Genomic DNA, 21,547 nt, shown 5'->3' on the forward strand with positions numbered 1-21,547 from the left:
AGAGGATGAACATTGCTTTCATCCTCTTTTATCGTGCGTTTAATGCCTGAGACAAGTTCTGACGTAAGTTTTCTAATTCCTTTAGCTGGTGCCGGTCTCGGTAGGGATTGAGCTGGCTTTTGGCTGTTTCATAGTAGGTCTCAAAGTCCTGATCTAGCAAGTCTTCAAAGCCTGCTTCCTGCAAGCTGCCAGTCAGCAGGCGATACTTAATCACAGCCATCAGATAATAGATCAGCCCCTTGTCCCGCGGATTGCCATAGCGACTAATGAGGCTATCCTTTTTCCGCAGCAGATCAAGCACAGGCAGATAATCTCTCTTCTCACAGCCAATCAAGGCCAAATACACTTCCAACTGGGTCTCTTTCCAAGGGAAGCTGAGAGATTTCAAGGCTGTTTTAGCTTTGAGGAAAATTCGCTCCGCCTGCTCATAATCTTTCAGCTGATAATAGGTCATACCCAAGCCGATATAGAAAGCAAAAATCGAAGGCTCTGCTGTTTTATTTTCCGTCAGCTTAATGGCCTCCTTCTGATGGGTCAGCGCAGTCGTGAAATTTCCGCGAATCTGCTCAATCTCTGCCAGATAGTCTAGAGCCGCCGCAATCTGAATTGAGTACTTGGAACGCAGCGAAGCCGTCAAGCTGAAACAATCAATAGACTGGTAGAGATGGTGAAGCGACTGCTCCTCATCTCCAATCATGAGATGATAGAGCCCCTTGAGCCGGAGGTTGATAGCAATGGCCTCGTGATTATTGGCCTGGACCGATGCATCCAGAGCCAACTCCGTATAATAGCGCATCTCAGAGATATTCTCCGTCTGGATGCAGTAATAAATCATCTGCCGATAGCCTTCTAAGAGAAAATCCATCTGCTGCAGCTCCTTGGCCGAAATAATCACCTGCTGGATATTGTCCATTCCCTGCTGGTAATTCCCCGTCCGGATAGCATAGCGCCCTTCCAGATAGAGAAAGCGAAGAAGCAAAAGCTGAAAATCTTTGTGATTCTGGTGTTTTCTCTCTAAGCCCTCTATTTCCCGACGAATACGGTCAAACTGGTCTAAAACCGCTGACTGATTGCTATCATCCGTCTTTTCGATAAAGCCAAACTCCCGCGAATAAATCGGAAAGAGCTCGTGATGAAACTGCAAGGTAGCCTCAAGATAATGCAGCTCGTACTCCAGAGACTTAATCGGCTGCTTGGACATCTTGTAGTGATAGGCGATTTCATTGAGCAACTGAGCATGATAGAGAGAGTCTCCCAGCTGGTCTTCCATGACTTGGGCAATCTGGTGATGCAGCATTCGCTTCTTAGCAAGCGACAAACGCTCATAAGCGTAAATCCTCAAAAGCTCCTGACTGAACCGCACCACCAAGTCCTCTCCCTGCTCCTCTTCCATCAATAGCTGCTTCTGTCCAAACTCCTCAGTGATTTCAACAACCTCTTCCATCGGCAGACCTAGCAGTCTGGCTAAGAGAGAAACCGAGGCAGGAGCCCTAAAGCAAGCCAGATAGTCCACCAACTCTTCCTCTTGGCTGCTCAGGTAATCCAACTTCAGAGACAGCTTGGCCTTGATGGCCGAAGTCAGCGGATAAAACTTTTCTCCTCGCAGGAGCTGCTCAGCGTATTCCGATAGGAAGAAAGGGATACCTTGACTGACCCGATAAATATCCTCAAGGCGTTCTTCAGGTATGGCTAACTGACCTGTCTGGGCTTGCAAGTAAGCCACACTATCTTTAAAATTCAGCGGCTGCAGCTCAATAAAGCCTAGCTTATTGCGTACCAGCAGGTGATTGAAAAAATGTTCCAAATAAGAAGGGGTGCTCAGATGCTTGGTCAGCACAAAGGCCACAGGATAGCCAGTCAAATGATTCATAACTTGCTCCAAGACAGCAACGCTAGCCTCATCCATCCAGTGACAGTCCTCAATTAAGACAATCAAAGCCTTTTTCTTAGAAATCTTCTGCAGAATATCCACCACAAACTGAGCCAGCTTGTCCGCATCTAACTGACGACCAGAAGTGCCTCCTGTCAAAATGGGAAAATAACTCTCCAAAATGACCTGCCACTGGCTGATAGAAAGAATCTGGTGCTGAATGACCAAGTCGCCCAGGCCGTCCAGCAAGCCACGCCAAGGCTGCAGCTCTGCCTTCATCTCTTCCTTGAAGCACTCAGCCATGACAATCTGGAAATACTTGGTCTGATTGGCCAGTACTTGACGAGTCACTGTCCGCTTTCCAATACCAGTACCGCCGACTAAGACCAGAGCACGCGCTTCCTGAGCCTCTATCACCTTAGAGAAATAAGATTCCAAACGCTTGATTTCATCGACCCGCCCGAAAAAGTGGTCCGTATTGCGCAGAAACTGCTTGGTCTTACGCTCGCTCCGGTCCTTGGCTAGCACCTCATGGTATAGTTGCTGGATAGGTTCTGTAGGGCTAATACCCAGTTCCTTATCCAAAATATTGACCAATTTATAATAAGTCTCTATCACCTTGCCAGGCCGATCATGATCCTGATAGAGCTTCATGAGCAGATGATAGTTCTTCTCATCAAACTCATCAATGCTGATTAAACGGCGCAAATTCCGCTCAGCCTCTTCCAAATCCAGATGGTCTTTTTCTGTTTCCAGCTGCTGGTAGCAGGCTTGGATATAAAGCTGCTCATATCGGGTCCGCATCTTAGACACCCAGTAATCAAAAGCCTCGCTATCCTTGAGATAGAAGCCCTGCAGAAAATCACCCTGATAGAGCGACAGATGCTCTGCAGGATGATCCGTAAAAAGTTCTACATCACTTTCAATCGCACACTCGGGATTAAGCGACAGCACAGTCCGGTTAGGAGCGACAATCCATTCCCCACCTAGTAGCTTGTTAGCCTGATAAATTGTATTGCGCAGATTCTTTTTGGCGGTCTGATTATCCTTATTTTCCCATAGGATTCCTGCAATCTCTTCTCTATTGACTGCACCATTGATATGAAGATAGTAAAGCAGAGCATTGATTTTGGCAAAAGGAAAAAAGACTTCCTCTTGATTGAGAAAGACACTCGGACTTCCCAGCAATTTCAACCTCAACAGATTTTTCGACATGCAAACGCCTCCAAGAAACCTTATAGAACTAATATAAACAAAAAGAGACAGTTTGGCAAGTAAAGTATTATACCAGCCCTTAATTTCCAGTTTTTAAATTGGTTTTATTTAGGATTTTTTTGTTATACTAGGATGAAAATAAAATTTTAGAAAGTTACTTATGAAGAAAAATATTGTTCTTTTCATTTTTCTCCTTCTGAGCGCGATTGGCTTAGAATACGAGACACAAGCCTATACTACTGGCAGTATGTCAGGTACTTCCTATGGGATTGTCGGACTGTCAGCCCTCTTGGCTCTGCTCTATATCGTCCCTGCCCTGCTCTTGATTCGCCAACTGGGTAAAAAATGGCAGACGCCTGCACTTAGCCTTGGGGTAGCTCTGCTAGGTGGCCTTTTCATTTCTGGCTGGACCTCTGGCTTGGCTAATACCTATATCCACGAATGGGTCAGCACCAGCTTCCCCAATACTCTGCTCAGTGACCTAGAAAATGCTATCGCAGCTCCGCTGGTTGAAGAACCCCTCAAGCTGTTGGCAGTTGCCTTCGCTGTCTATCTAGTCCCCGTCAAAAAGCTCAAATCCTTCTTGATGCTGGGTATTACAGCTGGCATGGGCTTTCAGATTAGCGAGGATTTCTCTTATATCCTCTCTGACCTGCCCGAAGGCTTCTCCTTCACTATCTCTGGTATCCTAGGCCGCATTACTGGCGGCGTTGCCTCTCACTGGCTATACACCGCCCTGACCACTCTCGGCCTGGCACTCATGCTGCGCTATGCCAAGACTCAGAAAAACTACTTCCGAGTGGGACTCTTCTACTTCCTAGCAGCCTTCGTTCTCCACTTCTTCTGGAATTCACCGCTGACTGCTATCGAAACAGATATCCCAATCATTGTACCGGCTATGACGGCTCTAGCTGTCTTTATCTTTTACCAAGCCTACCGAACAGCCCATAAAATTGACCAAGATGAATTGGAAGTGGAGTAAGATCAAAAAAACGACCGTTATGGTCGTTTTTTGGGTACATATTATAAATACGTCTTTATCCAATACTATTTTTCAGCAAATAGGATGCGGTGAAGCATGTCTACTAAACTAGTATACTGATTCTCTTGTTTATGCAAGTTTCTCAAACTTCGATAATTTACAATTAAAATGGCTAATAAACATAAATGACGGGCATTGTACAATAAACCAATCTGGTTATAATGCAATAATACTTTAAAAATATTTTTAAAATAGAAGAGAGCCACGACGCAATAGATCATACAAAGAAACATTTGCAGAAATGCTAAAAATTCTAAGTTCTTGTGCAGTAGAATACGTTTCAGAATAAATAACAACACCAAAACAAGCGAGATTGACCATGACATCGATACTAGCAAGTCCAGATTAGAATGATTAATACTATCAACTGATTTCAAATCTGAGATTGACATAAAAACTTTATCATCAATCACTGCAGTAGACATCCAAGATATTCTTTTTGATATAAAGCATTAATTATTTCTCTTAACTCTTTCTTTTAAAAAATGCAATTCCTTAAAAATGTATATAAGAAAAATAATTTGACACAAGTAAAATCCCCAATCTAGTTTATAAATATCTATCTGAATCGTGATGGAGAATATAGTATAAATCATTAAAGTAAAGCTAGTTAAGAAAAATAGAAAAGATTGTAAACTAGCTAAAAAAGGATATCCTCTATTTTTTAAAATGAATTTTAATAAAACGGCTAATGAAGGAAGTACTGAGAGAAAAATAAAAGAATTCTTAAAATAGGAATTGCTCCAACCTTCAAATTCTTTCCCTCCAAAAATAGAGTTGTTATTTTGAAAAAGATAAACTTGTGATGTTTTATCATTTAAAAAAGGTAGACCAACAATAGCCAAATAAAGTACAATCAATAGTCCAATCTCCCAAGGAAATGTTAATTTATCTACGTTTTTTTCCTCTGACATCTTTATCTCCCTTCTCTAATTTTTCCTTGTTCAACCACAACAAAATCACCGTTAGTTTCATCAATAGTCCCAAAGACATAGGCTCCATCAGGTAAGCTTAATTGTTCTAGTAACTGTTGGATTTGGTCTCTCATAGAAAAATGTTCCTTGTATCTTTCTTCTGGCAAGATAATTTGAACATAAACTGCGCTATGTGATAAGGCATCATTTAAAGGCAAATCGTACAATTCTTTAAGAATAGAATGTCTATTCCTAACGGCATCTCTCATACGATCGCTATACCAGAGTATACCTTCAACAAACATATCTTGGTCGGATAGAGTGCTTCTTAACTTAACAGATACCCCTCTTAAATCTGAAGCCTGATTTAACTTTCTCGTCAGAGACTCTTCCAACTTGATTCGCTCAGGATTGATTTCTAAAGTTTTTTCAATAATTGGCGCATATACTCTCATAGATTCATCATAAGTCGCTCCTAACTCAAACATAGGGCCCTTCCTCTCGTCTACATCCATCTTGTCGAAATAAGGCATGACTAATTGTTTGAAGCGGACCGATTTTTTTACAGGAACAGAGATGGTTTTGTCCTTAATTTTTTCAGTATAGATATAATTGACATCTATGCCCCAATTTTGTTCAGCCCAGGAAAATCCTGTTATCTTAACATCTCCCCAAAAATTACGATTGGCGTAAAAGCCTTTGAGATTAGCTTCTAGATTCCGATAGAAGAATAAAGCTGAGACTACTAGAAAACATACAAGTACCATGAAACTTTTTCTCTTGTCCGTATCAATCTTTAAATTCTTTTTCAATGGCTTCCTCCTTAATGACTTGCTTGAAGTCCTCTTCTGTACGGATTATTTCTTCTTTGCCACTCTTTGTATACTTCTCGTCAATGCTCCAGTAAAAAGAGTCGGCATCGGGGAAGAACATTTTTGTTAGGGTGATGCTATCGTTGAGAGTCATGTTTTCTTTTAAAACGACTATAAAGCCGTATTTCTTCAATATTGAAAGTGTCAGGCTATCCTCTGGTTTACTATCACTATCCGTTAAACGTGATTGGTAATCGTTCTTTTTATAACTAAACAAAGTGGGCCAATAGATGGATACATTTTTTCTATCATCCTTATATGCCTCTGTAATAAATGTTGGACTTGAAAGTACTCGATAGAACCCTCCATATCCAAAACGAATTTCTTCTTTGGGCTGTTTTTTTGTTGCTTTTTTACTGGTTAGGTTTACATAGATTTCATCATTGTCTTTTATCTGGATTTTTACATATTCATCTTTTCCATCAGAATACATAAGATTATCCATCTCGCCTTCTATGGTGACATAACCCATATCTTGAACGAGTTTCAAGACATCAATCGTTTGGCCATCTCCTTGCTCCTGACCCAGTTTATAATAACGAATTCGGAAGTATTCTTCTTTGTCCTTTGCTTTCAGTCTACCTCCATACTGCTTGGAATCCTGAAATGCTAAAAATTTCCGTCCGACAGCGAAATCATAGTAACTCCACCCGTCACTCTCTTTAAAAGAAAGAGCAATCATAGGGAATTCTGGCTCAGTCTCACCAATAGTTGTATAATTTGTTAAACGCTGATTCTTTCCTTTATAGACATAATTTTGTTCTTTTGCCACATAAGCAGTTTCTTTTGTGAAAAAGAAAGAACAAGTACCAGCGACCAAAAAAATGACCAGTGCGGCTAAAGCATAAATCTGCCACATCTGCCAAGAGAAATTCTCTAGCTTCTTCATCCTATTCTCCTTTTAGATAGATTATGGACTATTATATCATTTTTTTATAAGATTTCTGCTAAAAGTAAAAGAAAAGTATGATAAAATGGTGTTATTCTATTTTTATAAAGGAAGCGAATATGAATCAAACACCTCTCAAAAAAATTATAAAAATTTCTAGTTTCTTTTTATTGACTCTGATGACCTACATTATATACTATCAAGCCCTCAATCCCTATTCTGTAAAGAAGTTTGAGGACAACAAAAATATCAATCAGACTGAGCAAGAATCTACATATCGAATAGGTTCTAGTCAGGTAAATGATTTTCAGAAAATTGGTAATTTTGCTTTGGCAATCGATAAGTCTGGAGAAGTCCAGAGGAAAGACGGTTATATTATTGCCCAAAATTACCGTCTCCCTAAGGATTCTTATTCAGACGAAGGGAAGGTCTTTTATGATAAAAAAAAATACGAAGTATTTTTATCAGATTGATATTTACAAAGAGGACGAAGGTATTCAGTCATTAAGAAAGGTTGATATACGAACTCTCCTTCTTAAAGAAAAGAAAAAATATAGCATTAAAAGTACAGCGAAATTAGACGTGTTTGACACATCTCCAGATGCACCCTATATAGAAATAGAGCTGGAAGAAATAGAAGGTGATTACAAAAAAATCTTCACTGATTATTGATTTAAATACTTTAAAGAGCCTGATTACCCACTATCTAGGAGCATCACAAGAAGAAATTCTAACTGCTAATGGTAATAGTGAATTAACAATTGCTCGAACGATTCCTGTCTTTACTGAACGTTTAAAGAGTTTGAGCTTTGTTGTTGAAGATCAAAAGGGTGTAAACAGTTATGATAAAAAAGCAACTCAAACCCCAGACGATGTAATTACGATGAGGCCTTATCAAGGTGGGGAACTAATCAATCTCTAACAAGAATATCCCCATGTCCTCGAAATGGCTAAGAAAGGTAGTTTTACTATCTATCCGCTATTTAAATACAATGAGGATCCAACTCAACAAGCTTCCGCTTTTGCGAACCTCTTTAATTATCCAGGAGAAGAATCTTTTTGGTCTGCTCAAAAGAAACAAGACTATGAAATAGAACAAACCTTAAAACAGAAGAAAGATCTCTCAACACCACTTACTTATAGCTTGCTTATAAAGAATGCAAAAGAAGAAGGTAAGCTCAATTGGACAGAAGGACTTATCCCGATTGGATTTGATATTGATAGTGAGGAAATAGTTACTGTTGACTTTAAAAAAGGTCCGGTTTATACACAGTATCTTGACTTATATAGCCATATTAAAGCAATCGGAGAACTATCTGATTTTCGGTCTGTGTTCACTTCACTAAATCAAGCTAGTTTCGACCAGTCCAAGAATTATGGGCTAGGTATACATTCTAAAAATAGCTACAGAAATCTTATTGAGCAGTCTAAACAGACTAAAACAACCGGTCCACTATATATTAATTGGCTCCAATATAAACCAAACACCTCTTTATCTGAATCTGACATGAATACAGTCAAGGGGATTGTGGAGCAGGGTCCCTTGTACAAAATCTTCTCTGTATTTAGTTTGGAAGACAGACAAATGACGATTAGTCAGGCTACAACTACTGACAATCTTGTGGCAGGAGAAACACCTGTAATGGTTCAAAATGGCAACCAGGTTCTTCCTCCTCTGCAGTTTCAGGCAAATAATCTTCCTAGCTTGAGTCATGATGAAATGATTAAGTCTGGACGAATTGTTTATGTTCTTATAGATGGTCAGTTTCGTCAAGTAAAAGTTCCGGAGGAAAAATAAGTGATTCAGATAGTTACAAAAATAAAAAAAATGTTCCGAAATAAAATCTTTTTGAATATTGGTGGATATACTTTAGCCTTTGCAATTGGTTTGTTTTTAGCCTCTTATGTTACTGAAAAGCAAAAAACGACTATACACTCTAAACAAAATCAGACCAAACAGCAAGAAGTCGATGGAAATAAGCTGGATAAGGACATGACATTTAAAATAGAGAAGCTAGGAGATAATCTCTATACGGTCAAAAATCCTAATTTGGCCATCTTGTCTGATAAGTATATCTTACAACAAGAAATGAATTATCCCGACACAACTTTTTACTACGATAGTTACCAAAAATTTGTCCAAGATGAGAAAAAGAATAACCATATAAAAATTAGTCTTTTAAACCAGTCTGAAGAGACTTATAAAGACTATGACCTGCTTCAGTTAACTCAAAAAATAAATAGCCAAGCCATTCCAGGTAAAGTAAGTCATCAACTGTATCAAGACCCTCAAGATGGGCAATTATATTTTGCCTTTGAAGTGTATATACTAGGTGGGACAAACGAAAGTAACTACTCTTATTCAGACTCTCTATACTAATATTGAAAATGGTCAGACTTTTTCTCTGAATCACTATTTCAAAGCTCTGACAGTTCACGACAAGCGACCTATTTATAATGCTACTGATTTGGATGATAAACTAAATCAGTACGGACTGGTCTTAGCTAATAAGCCGAATAACTATACTCTCATTGAAGGAGAAAAGGATTTAAATATCAAGAGCTTAAAAGTAAGTAAAGAATTACCTGATGTAGAAAAGAAAATTAGCACCGGTTGGAGCTTAATGATAACTGGTGATGATTCTTATGAAAAAAGTCTAAGTCTTCTGGCTTATGAAGGGGAGACAGATCTTTATACAAATGTCAAATTAGATGGTTTTTATTCATCTGATAAGCAAGACCATCTCTTGAAATCTTATCAAGATTTTCTGGGACTATATCAAGAAAATAATCAATAACCAAATTATCTTCATTAAATGATGACTTTCTTTAGATTTAAAAATCAATATATAACAGAATACACTCACTTTGTATATTTTGATACCACATGTAAAATAATTAAATATCGACCTAAAGACAACCTTCATGGTTGTTTTTTATTGTATAAATATATTACCTTGATATTTTACATATAAGCCCTGCTAATAGCTCGCTACAATATAATTTCTTTCACTTTTATAAATATCCCCATAACCCCCTTTGTCATACTCTAACATTCATTGTGCAAAACCACCTCTAATCCTCTTCTTTCCATGCTCTTTCCTTAAAGAAATGTTAACATTTTCTTAAAACTAACTTATATTAGGAAATTTTAAGCCGCAGTCTGTATACTTTCTACAAATCATCTAAGAAAGAGGTATGGATATGGATTATCTAGTGATTCCGGCCTATGAGCCTGATTATAATCTTATTAAGCTGATAAAAAAAATTCACCATAAAAGTGATTTTCATATCATTGTTATCGATGACGGCAGCTCTTCCAAATGCCAGATAGTCTTTGAACAGGCAGAGCAATACGCGACCGTGCTCCGTCATCAGGTCAATCAAGGCAAAGGGCAAGCGCTAAAAACTGCTTTTACCTTTATCCAGACACTGAAGAACTATGGAACGGTTGTAACAGCAGATGCGGATGGCCAGCACAAGGCCTGGGATATTTTCCGTGTAGCGAGCAAGGCTTCTGAAAATCCTAATCGGCTGATTCTGGGAGCACGCGCCTTTACTGGCAAGGTGCCCCTACGCAGCCGATTCGGTAATAGTCTGACTCGGGCTCTCTTCAAGCTTCAGACTGGCGTGGGTGTCTCCGATACTCAGACAGGCTTGCGAGCCTTTACGACCAACATGATTCCATTTATGCTAAAGGTAGAGGGGCAGCGCTATGAGTATGAAATGAACATGCTCTTAGAAGCCAGCAAGGAATATCCCATTTTGGAAGTGCCTATTGAGACGGTCTATATCAATGACAATCAAGGCTCGCACTTCCGGCCGATTCGGGATGGGCTCATGATTTATAAAAATATATTCAAATTTGCCCTGACTTCTCTCAGCAGCTTCGTCGTGGACTACATCGTCTACGCACTGGCTCTCTTATTTTTAACTGCTGTGCCAATCAGCCTGAGAATTCTTCTCGCAAATGGGATTGCCCGCGTAACCAGCTCAATCTTTAACTATTCGACCAATAAAAAGCTGGTCTTTAAGAACGACGACAGTATACTCAAGACAGGAACTGGCTATTTCAGCCTAGCTGTAGTGCTCTTTATCCTAGATACACTGCTGATTCGCCTCTTCTATGCTGTCTTTGGCCTCAATCTTCTGATTGTCAAAATCATTGTCGGCATCTTGCTCTTTACCGTCTCCTGGATGGTGCAAAAGAGATTTATTTTTAAGGAAAGGACACACACCGCATCATGAAATTTTTAAAGAAACGCTATGTCTACGCCTCCATTTTCGGGCTGCTTCTAATAGCTTCTTTCAGCTACTCCATGCTGAAAACCTTTGTCATCGCAGAGACCATTTCCACGGTTTCAAGCGCAAGTTCGTCATCCAATGCCGAGGCTGCCAGCAAGGCTGCCGAAACAGCAACTGTGACGGATACCAGCTATTCAGACGACAACATCTCGGTCACGCTAACTGAAAAGACCGTCAGCAACACCCAGGTCTACATCGCTGATGTGACCGTCAGCTCATCAGAATACCTGAAAACAGCCTTTGCCCAAAACACTTACGGAAACAATGTCACCGCCAAGACCTCAGAAACGGCCGCCAACAACAATGCCATCCTAGCGGTCAATGGTGACTACTATGGAGCCAATACGACTGGCTATGTCATCCGCAATGGCGTCGTCTACCGCGATACCGTCCGAGAAGACTCCAGCAATGGTGATTTGGCTATTTACAAAGACGGCTCCTTCAAGATTATCTATGAAGACCAAGTCTCTGCCGATCAACTGGTCAAAGACGGTGTGGTCAATCTCTTGGCCTTCGGCCCATCTCTTGTAGAAAATGGTGAGATTGCCGTTGATACCAACTCCGAAGTCGGCCAGTCTATGTCTTCCAATCCCCGGACTGCTATCGGTATCATTGATGAAAACCACTACATCATCATCGTTTCAGACGGACGCACCTCAGAAAGCGAGGGACTTTCCCTCTACCAGATGGCAGAAATCATGAAATCTTACGGTGTCAAGACCGCCTACAACCTTGATGGCGGCGGCTCCTCTACACTTTACTTTAACGGTCAGGTCATTAACAAACCTACCACCAACGGAAACACTATCTCAGAAAGGTCGGTGAGTGATATTGTCTACATCGGTTACTAATCCCAGCAAAAAGCGTTTTAGAAAAACAGCCCTTATCTACGCCCTATTAACTATTTTCTTCTTTGCTTTCAGCAGAATCTATGAATCCTTCAGCTTCGGCGAAACATCTAGCCATATGCACTATCTCTTCACCATTCCTCTGGTGGGTGGCATCCTCCTCCTGCTCTTTATGAAGGGCATCCCTAATCTCTCTCGGCTCAGCCTCAACCTCTGGAACTCAGCTGTAGCCATTATGACAGCCGGCATGCTCTTCCGTGGCATCGTCAACCTATCTGGTCGCTCAACGACGCTGGATATGCCCTACTGGTACGTAGGAGCAGCCTTTGCGGCTCTGGCACTACTCTCCATGGTCTTTACTCGAAGTGAGTGGAATAAAGAAATCCAGGCACAGCCAATACCCAGCAAAAAAGAAGATACAAAACTAAGTCGTCGTGAAACCTACAGCCAAGTATAAACCAAAAAACCTCAGAAAAATCTGAGGTTTTTATTCTAGTGATAATCATTCTGAGTCTTCATTCACATTCATACACACTACCCGTTAGCGGATCAATGACTTCTGCCAGCTTAAAGTGTCCCGGCTCATAATGGTAATGGCAGATGGCGCAGTTGCCAAAGCGCACCTTAGGATCCAAGGCTTGCGCTGCAATCTTGAGATAGAAGGCCCACATGGCACCGCCGTGGCTAACAGCTAAGACTGGCTCTGCTCCTGCCTGCTCCATGACCTCCGTCAGAGTGACCAGCATGCGTTCACCGACTTGGTCCACTCCTTCTCCACCATAAGGAACAAATAGGTCTTCAAATGAGGTGGCTCCTGGTCGAAATTTCGGCTGCAGGCGTTCAGGCTGGGCTTCAAAGAGACCAAAGTTCCATTCTTTAATGCCTTTAAGGCGAGTATAGTCGGTCCGACCGGAGACAAGTTCTAAAGTATCAGAAGCCCGCTCCTGGGTGGAGGAGTAGAGCTGACCAAAACGAATGCCCCGCTCTTGCAAATAAGCTCCTGCTTGCCGGGCTTGATCCTGCCCCAGTTCTGTCAAAGGAGAATCGCAAGCTCCCTGTACCAAGCCCTCTTGATTGAAAAAAGTCTGACCATGCCGCATCAAATATAAATCTTTCATTTTCCCTCCCATTCGCTAAAATCGTGGCCAATGGCCTCTTCTAGGTAAAATTGGTCATCTTCAAAAGTAAACTTCAAAATCCCGCAGTTGGTCATGTGACCTAGGTCATCCAGACGCCAGTTTTTCCGCCAAGCTCTGGCAAAATTGGCCATAGCCCCGCCATGGGAGACCATGAGCACAGACTGACCATCCGTCTCTTGCATGAGCTGGAGAATGGTCGCTGCCATACGCTCCTGCACCTGATCTTGTGATTCACCGCCATAGGTCACAAAGAAATCTCCATAGGGCAGGGGCGGATTAAGATCCTCGCTTTCCCCTTCAAAGGTCCCGAAGTTCCACTCCTTGAGTCCCTTGACACGCTTATAGGGAAGCTTCCCGTCTGTTACCAATTCCAAGGTATCACAGGCCCGCTCTTGAGTAGAACTATAAGCATCATCAAATGTAATACCGGCATCCTTAAAATATTGCCCTGCCACCTTGGCCTGATAGATGCCAAAATCAGTCAGAGGAGCATCACACCAGCCCTGCACCTTGTGGCGCAGGTTGAAAAGCGTTTGGCCATGCCGCATCAGATAAAGAGTTTTTGCCATCATTCACATCTCCTTTAGATGAGTTCTAACTTTTCAAAGGCCTTGTAGAGACCATCTTGGCTGACCGAATCTGTCACCAGATCGGCCATGGCCTTGATTTCCGCTCCGCCATTTCCCATAGCAACTCCGACCTGACAATAGTCTAGCATAGGAATATCAACCTTGGCATCCCCGAAAGCCAGAGTATCTGCCCTGTCAGCATGAAGATGCTTCAGCAGAACCTCAATGGCATGCGCCTTGGTAATATCTTTGACTCCTAAGTCACCAAAGAGAGCATGCTCGCCCTTGCCACCCCACGTACCTGCCTTGAGCTCAGGAAAAGCCCGTTTGGAGTCCAGATGGTCTTGATAGCTTCTGAGAATAAAGCTGACTTTGTTCAGGTCGTCCCGGTAGATCTCCCCACCATAAACTAGGCCATGAAGAGCTTCTTCAGCCTCTATATTTACTACTTTTTCTGGATTGACACCTTTTCCAAGTACATAGGTCCGAAGCACTGGTCGTGCTGCTTCGCGGAAGCCCCTGCTTGCAAATAGACCGTTATTACTCTCTAGGTAAAACTCTAGCCCCCGCTCCTGAAGCCAGTCGACTAGCCTTTTAGCGACATCTCGCGGAATCAGTTGGTGCAGAATAACCTCCCCCTCATGCTCCACATAGGAGCCGTTGCCCCCAATCATGCCATCAAAGCCAATATCCCAAATTTCCGGCGGCATCTCAGCCTTGCTACGACCTGTGCAGACATAGACCAGATGGCCCTTTTCCCGTGCCCGTCGAATGGCAACCACAGCAGACTCCGGTATATGATTATCATAGTCGATGATGGTACCGTCCACATCCAGAAAGATGATTTTTCTTGTCATAAGGCTCTCTCTTTCTTGTTTTTGACGTAAAATCTGTATAGTTCTCACTCTAAATTAACTTGTTTTAGTGAAGTTATTTAGTTTTCTTTTATTATATACTTATTTAAAAGCCTTTTCCTATAGAATTATCAGAGATAATGGTACTATCCTTTTTTCTCAGAGAAAAAAAGCAAGAAGGACAGCTTTTAATCAGCTTGTTCCTTCTGCTCTTTTCGTTCCCCATCTTATCTACTCATCCTCTGCTTCAAACAGCCAGAGTTTAGAATCAAAGTCATAGCTTGGCTTTTGCTCAGAATCCTCCAGAAGCTGACCGCTGGAAGCGTCCGTGGTAACCAGCCCAACTCGCATAAGCTCAGCCCCAGTATAGACACGCCCCTCTAGCCGATAGACCTTATCCGCAGCCAGCCCTTTCAGTTGCAAACGCTGATGAGAGCGATTGACTTGGTTGAGGATCTTGAAAGTGCCTAAAAGTGCAGTGTTCTGATCCTGACTGACAAGCATCCAAGCTGTCTGCCCATCTTCCTTAAATGGCGACTGCAGTCGATAAAAAGTTCCATTATGAATTAGCTCTCGATGGCGCTTGTAAAAAGCTATCTGTTTCCTGACTTCAGCCAATTCTTCTGGGCTTAGCTGATTAAGATCCAGCTCATAGCCAAAGGAACCGAAAAAGGCGACATTACCCCGCGTCTTCAACGGAGTCAGACGATTGGTCTGGTGATTGGGCACGATGGAGACATGGGCTCCCATAGACGAAAGCGGATAGAGAAGGCTGGTCCCGTACTGGATTTTCAAGCGCTCAATCGCATCCGAATCATCGCTGGTCCAAGCTTGAGGAGCATAGTAGAGCATACCTGGATCAAAGCGGCCCCCACCTGAAGAGCAGGACTCAAATAACAGTCTCGGATAGCGACTGATTAAACGCTCATACAAGTCATAAACGCCCAAGACATAGCGGTGAAAAATCTCTCCTTGCTGATCGGCTGGCCAGGCAGCTGAGAAGACATCCGTCAGAGGGCGATTCATATCCCATTTGATATAATCAAGCTGCGCTTCCTCGATAACCGCTAATAGACGCTCAAAAATCTCATCCACTACTTCCGGCCGAGAATAGTCCAAAACAAACTGGTTCCGACCATGGTGGGGCTGTCTATCTGGCACTGCCAGCAGCCAGTCAGGATGAGTTCGGTAGAGTTGGCTGTCCTTATTGACCATTTCCGGCTCAAACCAAAGACCAAACTGCATGCCCAAACCGTGAATACGCTCTGCTAGCGAGCCCAGCCCCTTCGGCAGCCTTTCTGGATTGACAAACCAATCCCCCAGCCCAGCGCGATCGTTAGTCCGCTGGCCAAACCATCCGTCATCTAGCACAAAGAGCTCCACTCCTACATCTTGAGCCTTTTCAGCAAGCTCCAGCAGCTGATTCTCACTAAAGTCAAAATAGGTAGCTTCCCAGTTATTGATGAGAACAGGACGCGCTCGCTCGCGCCAGTAGCCCCTAGCTAGGCGTCGACGAAATAGCTGATGAAAGACTTGACTCATGCCGTTGAGGCCCCGCTCAGAATATACTAGCAGAGCTTCTGGACTGGTAAAGGACTGGCCTGCAGCCAGCTTCCACTCAAAACCAAAAGGATTGATAGCTAGCTGCAACCGGGTCACATCATAGGTATCCACCTCAGCCTGAATGAGAAAATTACCTGAATACACCAAGGCCGTTCCTAGTACTGGACCTGAAAATTCAGTCGTTTCCGGTCGCTTAAGAGCCACAAAAGGATTGTGGTGGGGACTGGAAATGCCGCGGGTTGACTCAATAGACTGAATCCCCTGCTGAAGCGGGCGCTCCTTGATATGGCGTTCCCGGGCCCATGCCCCTGATAACTGCAGCCAGTCATAATCAGCATCTGGCAGATCAAGCGACAGACTAGCTAGGGATTCCAAGTAGCAAGTTTCCCTGCCTTGATTAATCACTTTGCTGGAGCGAGTGATAACCGGCCAATCAGCAAAAATCGTATAAAACAGCTGAACTTCTACTTCTGTCACCTCATCTCGTAGGGTTAGAATAAGAGTCTTAGCCTCCGTTTGAGTCTCTGTATAAGTAGCGGGCAGCCCCTCTAAAGCAGGCTTACCATCTACTATCTGATGACTGACATAGACAAAATCAGTAATACGCGAGCCATTTTCCTGCCGCAGACAGATAGCGGGATGACGAAAATCTGTCGTGCCGTATTCTGGAAATTCCTGCCGCACATGCTCCAAAGAATAGCGTAAATCTCCTTCTTTCCGATAGGTCGTCATGGGCCGATGCTGCAGCTCCACCAAATAAGAATAATCCCGCTCTGGTACCACCGCTCCGTAGTAAAGCTGCAAGAGTTTACCATCCTCATAAACCCGAAAGATATAAGAAATCTCACCGTTAGTCAGATGAAATTGCCGGCATTCTTCCTTAAACAAAATATTCGCCTTATTCATGGTCTTCTCCTTTCACAGTCTGCAATCCTGTTTCTCCTTTCATTATAAAAAAGGCTCCCCCTTTTGGTAAGCCTTTCTTTCTAGTATTATTTATCTAAATGTGACTTTTTACAGCTCCTGCCCCAGATGAGAGCTGGCCTTGCGAAAGTTCAAGGGCGACTGGCCACGCGCCTTTTTGAAGGCTTTTGAAAAGCTCTGTGTTCCGGCAAAGCCTGTCTTACTGGCAATCTCTTCCACCGAAAGCTGGCTGCTCGTCAGCAGATCAGCTGCCATATTGAGCCGCAAATCATTGCTGTACTCCTTAATCCCCTTGCCTACTTCATCCTTGAAAAGCCGAGATAGGTAGGAAGGGTGCAGCGCCAATTTCTGCGCCAACGCCTGCACAGATAAATTTTCTGGCAGATGACTGCTCAGCAATTCCAAAACCTGCTGGACATAAGGATTGACTCGACGGCTTTCCGTGATTAAGGATGCCTGCTTGATACGCTGGGACAAGAGCTCTAAGAAGCGATAAACTTGCCTTTGCAGAGCCAGTTCAGCTGTTATTCCGCTGCCCTCATAGGCCATACTTTCAAAGACCAAGGCCTTAAATTCCTGCAAAGAAGTCAGCTCAAAAGACCATTGGCCAGACTGTAAGCCCAGATCCTGCAGATAGCGAGGCAAGAGACGCCCACCCAGTCCCATCCAGACATAAGACCAAGGCTCTTCCCTGTCAGCCTGATAAAAGACCGATTGACCTGGCGGCACCACAAAGCCCTGCCCTTCCTGCAAATCATAGCGCTGATTGCCCACGGAGTAAGTCCCCCGTCCCTTCAGTACGATGTGAATGACATAAACATCCCGAACAGCCGGCCCAAAGCTATGATGGGCTTCCGTTTTTGAATAACCGCAGAAGGCAAAAAAACAATCTTCTTGCCCAAACTGCATAGACTTAACCAAGGTCAGCGAATGCTCCATCAACTCCTCCTTAGATTTGGATAAGATTTTTATCCTTATTATAAAACAAAAACCACTAATCAGCAAATGAATCTGATTAGTGGTTTCTTCATTCATCTTAAAAAGATTGAACGGATGGGTTATGATTGAAGAGGGCATGGGTAGCCTTATAGATATGGTAGGCTGTTGCAGCGTTATTCATAGTGTAAAGGTGTATGCCCGCTACATCTTGGGTCACCAAGTCAACAATTTGGTCCACAGCATAAGCCAGACCAGCTGCTCTCAGAGACTCTGGGTCATGTTCGTACTTATCCAGAATAGCCCGGAATTTTCTTGGCAGCTTGATATTCTCACAGGTCTTGAGCAGGCGCAGAGCCTGATTGCGGTTGAGAATCGGCATAATCCCAGCATGGATTGGCACTTCAATACCAGCTAAAATGCACTTGTCCTGAAAATCATAAAAGCGCTCATTGTCAAAGAAAAGCTGAGTCACCAGACTAGAACAGCCAGCATCCACCTTTTTCTTGAGATTTTGAATATCCGAAATCTGATTTGGAGAATCCGGATGGCCCTCCGGATAGCAGGCTCCAATGATGTCAAAGTGCGGTGCTTCTGTCTTAATGTATTCAATCAAATCAGTCGCATAGGTAAAATCATCCTTAGGCGCTACATCTGGAAAAATATCCCCTCGCAAAGCCAAAATCTGATGGACACCAACCCGATCCAAAGACTGCAAGATATTGGACACCATGTCCTTGGTCAGATAGACCGCAGGTAAGTGAGCAATCGTCGGAATCTGGAGATCATTGGCGATGAACTCGGTCAAACGAACCGTCGTCTCCTCAATGTCAAACTTATTATTGCTGGCAGTCACACTGATAAAGTGCGGAGCCAGATCTTGCATCTCTCTCAATGCCTGAAAAATCTTATCATTGCCTACTGCCGGATTGGGAGGAAATACTTCAAATGAGAGACTGGGTGTGTGACGACGAACCATATAACAAAAAGTTCCTTTCAATGATGGTAGTGATAGCCGAGGGCAACCCTAGAAGAACAACTTCTGCAGGATTGTCAGCTCTGCTTCAATTTTTGGGGTATCCTCCATCAAGATCAACTTTTGAGGTTCCAGGAGGATTATTGCAAATGTTGTCTAGCTGCTTTGGCTGCTTCTACTAAGCGCACCAAGCTAGCCTTGGTTTCTGGGATACCACGAGTTTTAAGACCACAGTCAGGGTTGATCCAGACCTTACTGCTTGGCACCTTAGCCAAGATAGCTTCAATCGTATGGTCGATTTCCCCTTCATTTGGCACGCGTGGTGAGTGGATGTCGTAAACTCCAGGCCCCACTTCTGTCTGGAAGTTCTTAGCCTTGAGCTCATCCAGGATTTCCAAGTTAGAGCGGCTAGCTTCAAAGGAAATCACGTCCGCATCCATGTTGTCGATCGCAGGGATGATATCTGTAAATTCTGAGTAACACATGTGAGTGTGGATTTGCGTATCGGGAGCTACTGTAGAGTGTACCAAGCGGAAGGCTGGAATTGCCCAGTCAAGATAATCTTCATACCAGTCACTGCGGCGGAGTGGTAATTTCTCACGAAGAGCAGCCTCGTCGATTTGGATAATCTTAACACCAGCAGCTTCAAGGTCAAGTACTTCATCTTTGATTGCAAGAGCGATTTGAAGGGTAGAATCCTTGATAGAGATGTCTTCACGTGGGAAAGACCAGTTGAGGATGGTTACAGGTCCAGTCAACATACCCTTAACAGGTTTGTCTGTACGGCTTTGTGCGTAGCTAGACCATTTAACAGTGATTGGGTTGAGACGAGTCACATCACCCCAGATGATTGGTGGTTTCACCCCACGCATACCGTATGATTGTACCCAACCATTCTTAGAGAAGAGGTAACCTGACAGGTTTTGACCGAAGTACTCAACCATGTCATTACGCTCGAACTCACCGTGTACTAGCACGTCAAAGCCGACTTCTTCCTGCCACTTGATCCAATCATCGATTTGCTCAGCCAAGAACTTGTCATAGTCTTCTGCTGACAGCTCGCCCTTGCGGAAAGCCAAGCGTTTGGCACGGACTTCCTTAGTTTGAGGGAAGGAGCCAATTGTCGTAGTTGGCAACGGTGGCAGATTGAGCGCCTTGTGCTGGATTTCCTCACGCTCTGCAAAGACCGGCAGGCGAGTGTAGTCAGCATCTGTCAAGCCAGCGATCCGAGCAGCCAGCTCTGCATTTTGCCCAACACGCTCTGCTGCAAAGAGAGCTTTGTTAGCTGCAAGTGCTTCAGCACCACCGCCATTGCGGATAGCATCCAAGTCACGGATTTCATCCAATTTTTCCACCGCAAAGGCAAAGTGGTTCAAGATTGCTGGTTCAAATTCTTCATTAGCAGTCGTAAATGGCACATGGAGAAGTGAGCATGAGCTTGTCAAAACAAGATTTTCAGCTGGAATTTGCTCAAGCACTGCCAAGCTCTTTTCATAGTTGTTGCGCCAGATGTTCTTACCGTTGACAATCCCTGCATAAAGAGTCTTATCAGCTGGGAAGCCACCTTTTACAAGGTCAAGAGTTTTCTTGCCTTCGACAAAGTCCAGACCAATCGCATCTACTGGCAACTCTACAAGGTCTGCATAGATGTCACGAACGTCACCAAAGTAGGTTTGAACCAAGACTTCCAAGCCTTTCTTGTCTGCCAAAAGCTTCTTATAAAGGTCCAAGAAGAGAGCTTTTTCTTCTGCTGACAGGTCTTTAACCAGACTTGGCTCATCCAGCTGGATACGCTCTGCACCTAGCTCTGCTAATTTGGCAAAAACTTCTTGATAGGCTGCAGCCAGGGCATCTACAAAGTCAGCCGGCGCTACACCGTCTTCAAAGTCAGATACTTGCAGAAGGGTGAATGGGCCGACCACAACAGGACGGGTTACCAAGCCCAACTCTTTTGCTTCTGCAAATTCATCAAAAATCTTATGCCCAGCCAGCTTGACTTGGGTTTCTTTTTCAAATTTAGGAACGATATAGTGGTAGTTGGTGTTGAACCATTTCTTCATCGGAAGGGCACGGACATCCCCTTTTTCGCCCTGATAACCACGAGCCAAGGCAAAATAACGCTCCAAGTCAGTCAGCTCCAAGCCTTGCACAGATGACGGCACCACGTTAAAGAGAAAGGCTGCATCCAATACATTGTCGTAGTGAGAAAAGTCATTTGACGGAATCTCTGAAATTCCTTTTTCCTTAACAATATTCCAGTGCTTAGCGCGCAGCTCTTTGGCTGCAGCCAGAAGCTCTTCTGCTGAGATTTCATGTCTAAAGTATTTTTCAGTTGTAAATTTCAATTCGCGGAATTCACCCAAACGTGGGAAACCAATGATAGTCGTTGACATAAACGTCCTCCAAAATTTTTCTTGATTTTATCTTATCAGAAAATCCCCCCTCTGTATAATTGGAATTTCCCAGAGTTTGATATAGTCTAAAACTATAACCCGGTTCTCTATGCAACAATAAAAGCTTATTTTTCAACTTCCATTGACTGAAATTATTGTTTGCTATAGGTAGAAATTATGACCTTGGAAAAAGAAAAACCAGCGAGAATAAAATCTCGTTGGTTTTTGATTATTCGAT

20 protein-coding genes are annotated in these 21,547 nt (G+C 43.2%); 9 read left to right on the forward strand and 11 right to left on the reverse strand.

Annotated elements, in window-relative coordinates; all coding sequences use genetic code 11:
• Window positions 1–28: 28 nt before the first annotated feature.
• Window positions 29–3,085, reverse strand: coding sequence for an AAA family ATPase (locus J1C91_RS09545; protein WP_125438420.1), 3,057 nt, complete (start codon window positions 3,083–3,085; stop codon window positions 29–31).
• Between the two features lie 160 nt (window positions 3,086–3,245).
• Between J1C91_RS09545 and J1C91_RS09550 the strand changes: the two genes are divergently transcribed.
• Complete coding sequence (locus J1C91_RS09550) at window positions 3,246–4,067, forward strand: PrsW family intramembrane metalloprotease (protein WP_002910582.1); 822 nt, start codon at window positions 3,246–3,248, stop codon at window positions 4,065–4,067.
• Window positions 4,068–4,579: 512 nt separating this feature from the next.
• Here the strand turns inward: J1C91_RS09550 and J1C91_RS09555 are convergent.
• From J1C91_RS09555 to J1C91_RS09565, 3 genes are read right to left on the reverse strand one after another with little or no spacing between them, the layout of a single operon-like run.
• The gene (locus J1C91_RS09555) at window positions 4,580–5,041 is read right to left on the reverse strand and encodes a hypothetical protein (protein WP_002910585.1); all 462 of its coding nucleotides are present in this window, start codon (window positions 5,039–5,041) and stop codon (window positions 4,580–4,582) included.
• A 2-nt stretch (window positions 5,042–5,043) separates the two neighbouring features.
• Complete coding sequence (locus tag J1C91_RS09560; RefSeq protein WP_002910587.1) at window positions 5,044–5,853, reverse strand: hypothetical protein; 810 nt, start codon at window positions 5,851–5,853, stop codon at window positions 5,044–5,046.
• Window positions 5,831–6,802 carry a hypothetical protein gene (locus tag J1C91_RS09565; protein ID WP_002910588.1) on the reverse strand — a complete coding sequence of 324 codons (972 nt, stop codon included), beginning with the start codon at window positions 6,800–6,802 and terminating at the stop codon, window positions 5,831–5,833. The genes J1C91_RS09560 and J1C91_RS09565 overlap by 23 nt, the downstream gene beginning before the upstream one ends.
• A 119-nt stretch (window positions 6,803–6,921) precedes the next feature.
• On the opposite strand from J1C91_RS09565, the gene J1C91_RS09570 reads away from it, so the two are divergent.
• The 8 genes from J1C91_RS09570 (at window position 6,922) to J1C91_RS09605 (ending at window position 12,412) form a co-directional block, all read left to right on the forward strand.
• Window positions 6,922–7,275: a hypothetical protein gene (locus J1C91_RS09570; RefSeq protein ID WP_227970042.1), complete on the forward strand. Its 354-nt coding sequence runs from the start codon at window positions 6,922–6,924 to the stop codon at window positions 7,273–7,275.
• A 167-nt stretch (window positions 7,276–7,442) separates the two neighbouring features.
• Window positions 7,443–7,724, forward strand: a complete 282-nt coding sequence (locus J1C91_RS09575; RefSeq protein ID WP_002910594.1) for a hypothetical protein — start codon at window positions 7,443–7,445, stop codon at window positions 7,722–7,724.
• A gap of 24 nt (window positions 7,725–7,748) precedes the next feature.
• Window positions 7,749–8,600 (forward strand): hypothetical protein, encoded by an 852-nt coding sequence (locus J1C91_RS09580; protein ID WP_002910596.1) that lies wholly within the window; start codon window positions 7,749–7,751, stop codon window positions 8,598–8,600.
• Window positions 8,601–9,182: a hypothetical protein gene (locus J1C91_RS09585; RefSeq protein WP_002910598.1), complete on the forward strand. Its 582-nt coding sequence runs from the start codon at window positions 8,601–8,603 to the stop codon at window positions 9,180–9,182.
• Window positions 9,136–9,600: a hypothetical protein gene (locus tag J1C91_RS09590; RefSeq protein WP_002910600.1), complete on the forward strand. Its 465-nt coding sequence runs from the start codon at window positions 9,136–9,138 to the stop codon at window positions 9,598–9,600. The genes J1C91_RS09585 and J1C91_RS09590 overlap by 47 nt, the downstream gene beginning before the upstream one ends.
• Before the next feature lie 400 nt (window positions 9,601–10,000).
• Window positions 10,001–11,050, forward strand: coding sequence for a bifunctional glycosyltransferase family 2/GtrA family protein (locus J1C91_RS09595; RefSeq protein WP_002907232.1), 1,050 nt, complete (start codon window positions 10,001–10,003; stop codon window positions 11,048–11,050).
• Window positions 11,047–11,958, forward strand: a complete 912-nt coding sequence (locus J1C91_RS09600) for a phosphodiester glycosidase family protein (protein ID WP_002907233.1) — start codon at window positions 11,047–11,049, stop codon at window positions 11,956–11,958. The genes J1C91_RS09595 and J1C91_RS09600 overlap by 4 nt, the downstream gene beginning before the upstream one ends.
• Window positions 11,939–12,412 carry a hypothetical protein gene (locus J1C91_RS09605; RefSeq protein WP_002923265.1) on the forward strand — a complete coding sequence of 158 codons (474 nt, stop codon included), beginning with the start codon at window positions 11,939–11,941 and terminating at the stop codon, window positions 12,410–12,412. The genes J1C91_RS09600 and J1C91_RS09605 overlap by 20 nt, the downstream gene beginning before the upstream one ends.
• 58 nt (window positions 12,413–12,470) lie before the next feature.
• Here J1C91_RS09605 and J1C91_RS09610 read toward each other — a convergent pair whose 3' ends face one another.
• The 7 genes from J1C91_RS09610 to metE all read right to left on the reverse strand — a co-directional run bounded on the left by J1C91_RS09610 (window position 12,471) and on the right by metE (window position 21,309).
• On the reverse strand, window positions 12,471–13,073 hold the full coding sequence (locus J1C91_RS09610) for a histidine phosphatase family protein (RefSeq protein ID WP_002919643.1): 603 nt from the start codon (window positions 13,071–13,073) through the stop codon (window positions 12,471–12,473).
• A complete protein-coding gene (locus J1C91_RS09615; RefSeq protein WP_002907237.1) occupies window positions 13,070–13,666 on the reverse strand; it encodes a histidine phosphatase family protein in 597 nt (198 codons plus the stop codon). Before J1C91_RS09615 ends, J1C91_RS09610 begins: the two co-directional genes overlap by 4 nt.
• A gap of 11 nt (window positions 13,667–13,677) precedes the next feature.
• On the reverse strand, window positions 13,678–14,520 hold the full coding sequence (locus J1C91_RS09620) for an HAD family hydrolase (RefSeq protein ID WP_185761312.1): 843 nt from the start codon (window positions 14,518–14,520) through the stop codon (window positions 13,678–13,680).
• Between the two features lie 228 nt (window positions 14,521–14,748).
• On the reverse strand, window positions 14,749–16,986 hold the full coding sequence (locus tag J1C91_RS09625) for an alpha-galactosidase (RefSeq protein WP_002910609.1): 2,238 nt from the start codon (window positions 16,984–16,986) through the stop codon (window positions 14,749–14,751).
• Window positions 16,987–17,094: 108 nt separating this feature from the next.
• A complete protein-coding gene (locus J1C91_RS09630; RefSeq protein WP_002910610.1) occupies window positions 17,095–18,039 on the reverse strand; it encodes an AraC family transcriptional regulator in 945 nt (314 codons plus the stop codon).
• 1 nt (window position 18,040) lies between these two features.
• Window positions 18,041–18,919 carry a methylenetetrahydrofolate reductase [NAD(P)H] gene (metF, locus tag J1C91_RS09635; RefSeq protein WP_002910611.1) on the reverse strand — a complete coding sequence of 293 codons (879 nt, stop codon included), beginning with the start codon at window positions 18,917–18,919 and terminating at the stop codon, window positions 18,041–18,043.
• A 137-nt stretch (window positions 18,920–19,056) separates the two neighbouring features.
• Window positions 19,057–21,309 carry a 5-methyltetrahydropteroyltriglutamate--homocysteine S-methyltransferase gene (gene metE, locus J1C91_RS09640; RefSeq protein WP_002910612.1) on the reverse strand — a complete coding sequence of 751 codons (2,253 nt, stop codon included), beginning with the start codon at window positions 21,307–21,309 and terminating at the stop codon, window positions 19,057–19,059.
• Window positions 21,310–21,547: the final 238 nt, after the last annotated feature.

This window comes from Streptococcus sanguinis (assembly GCF_050222175.1).
Classification (GTDB): domain Bacteria; phylum Bacillota; class Bacilli; order Lactobacillales; family Streptococcaceae; genus Streptococcus; species Streptococcus sanguinis_M.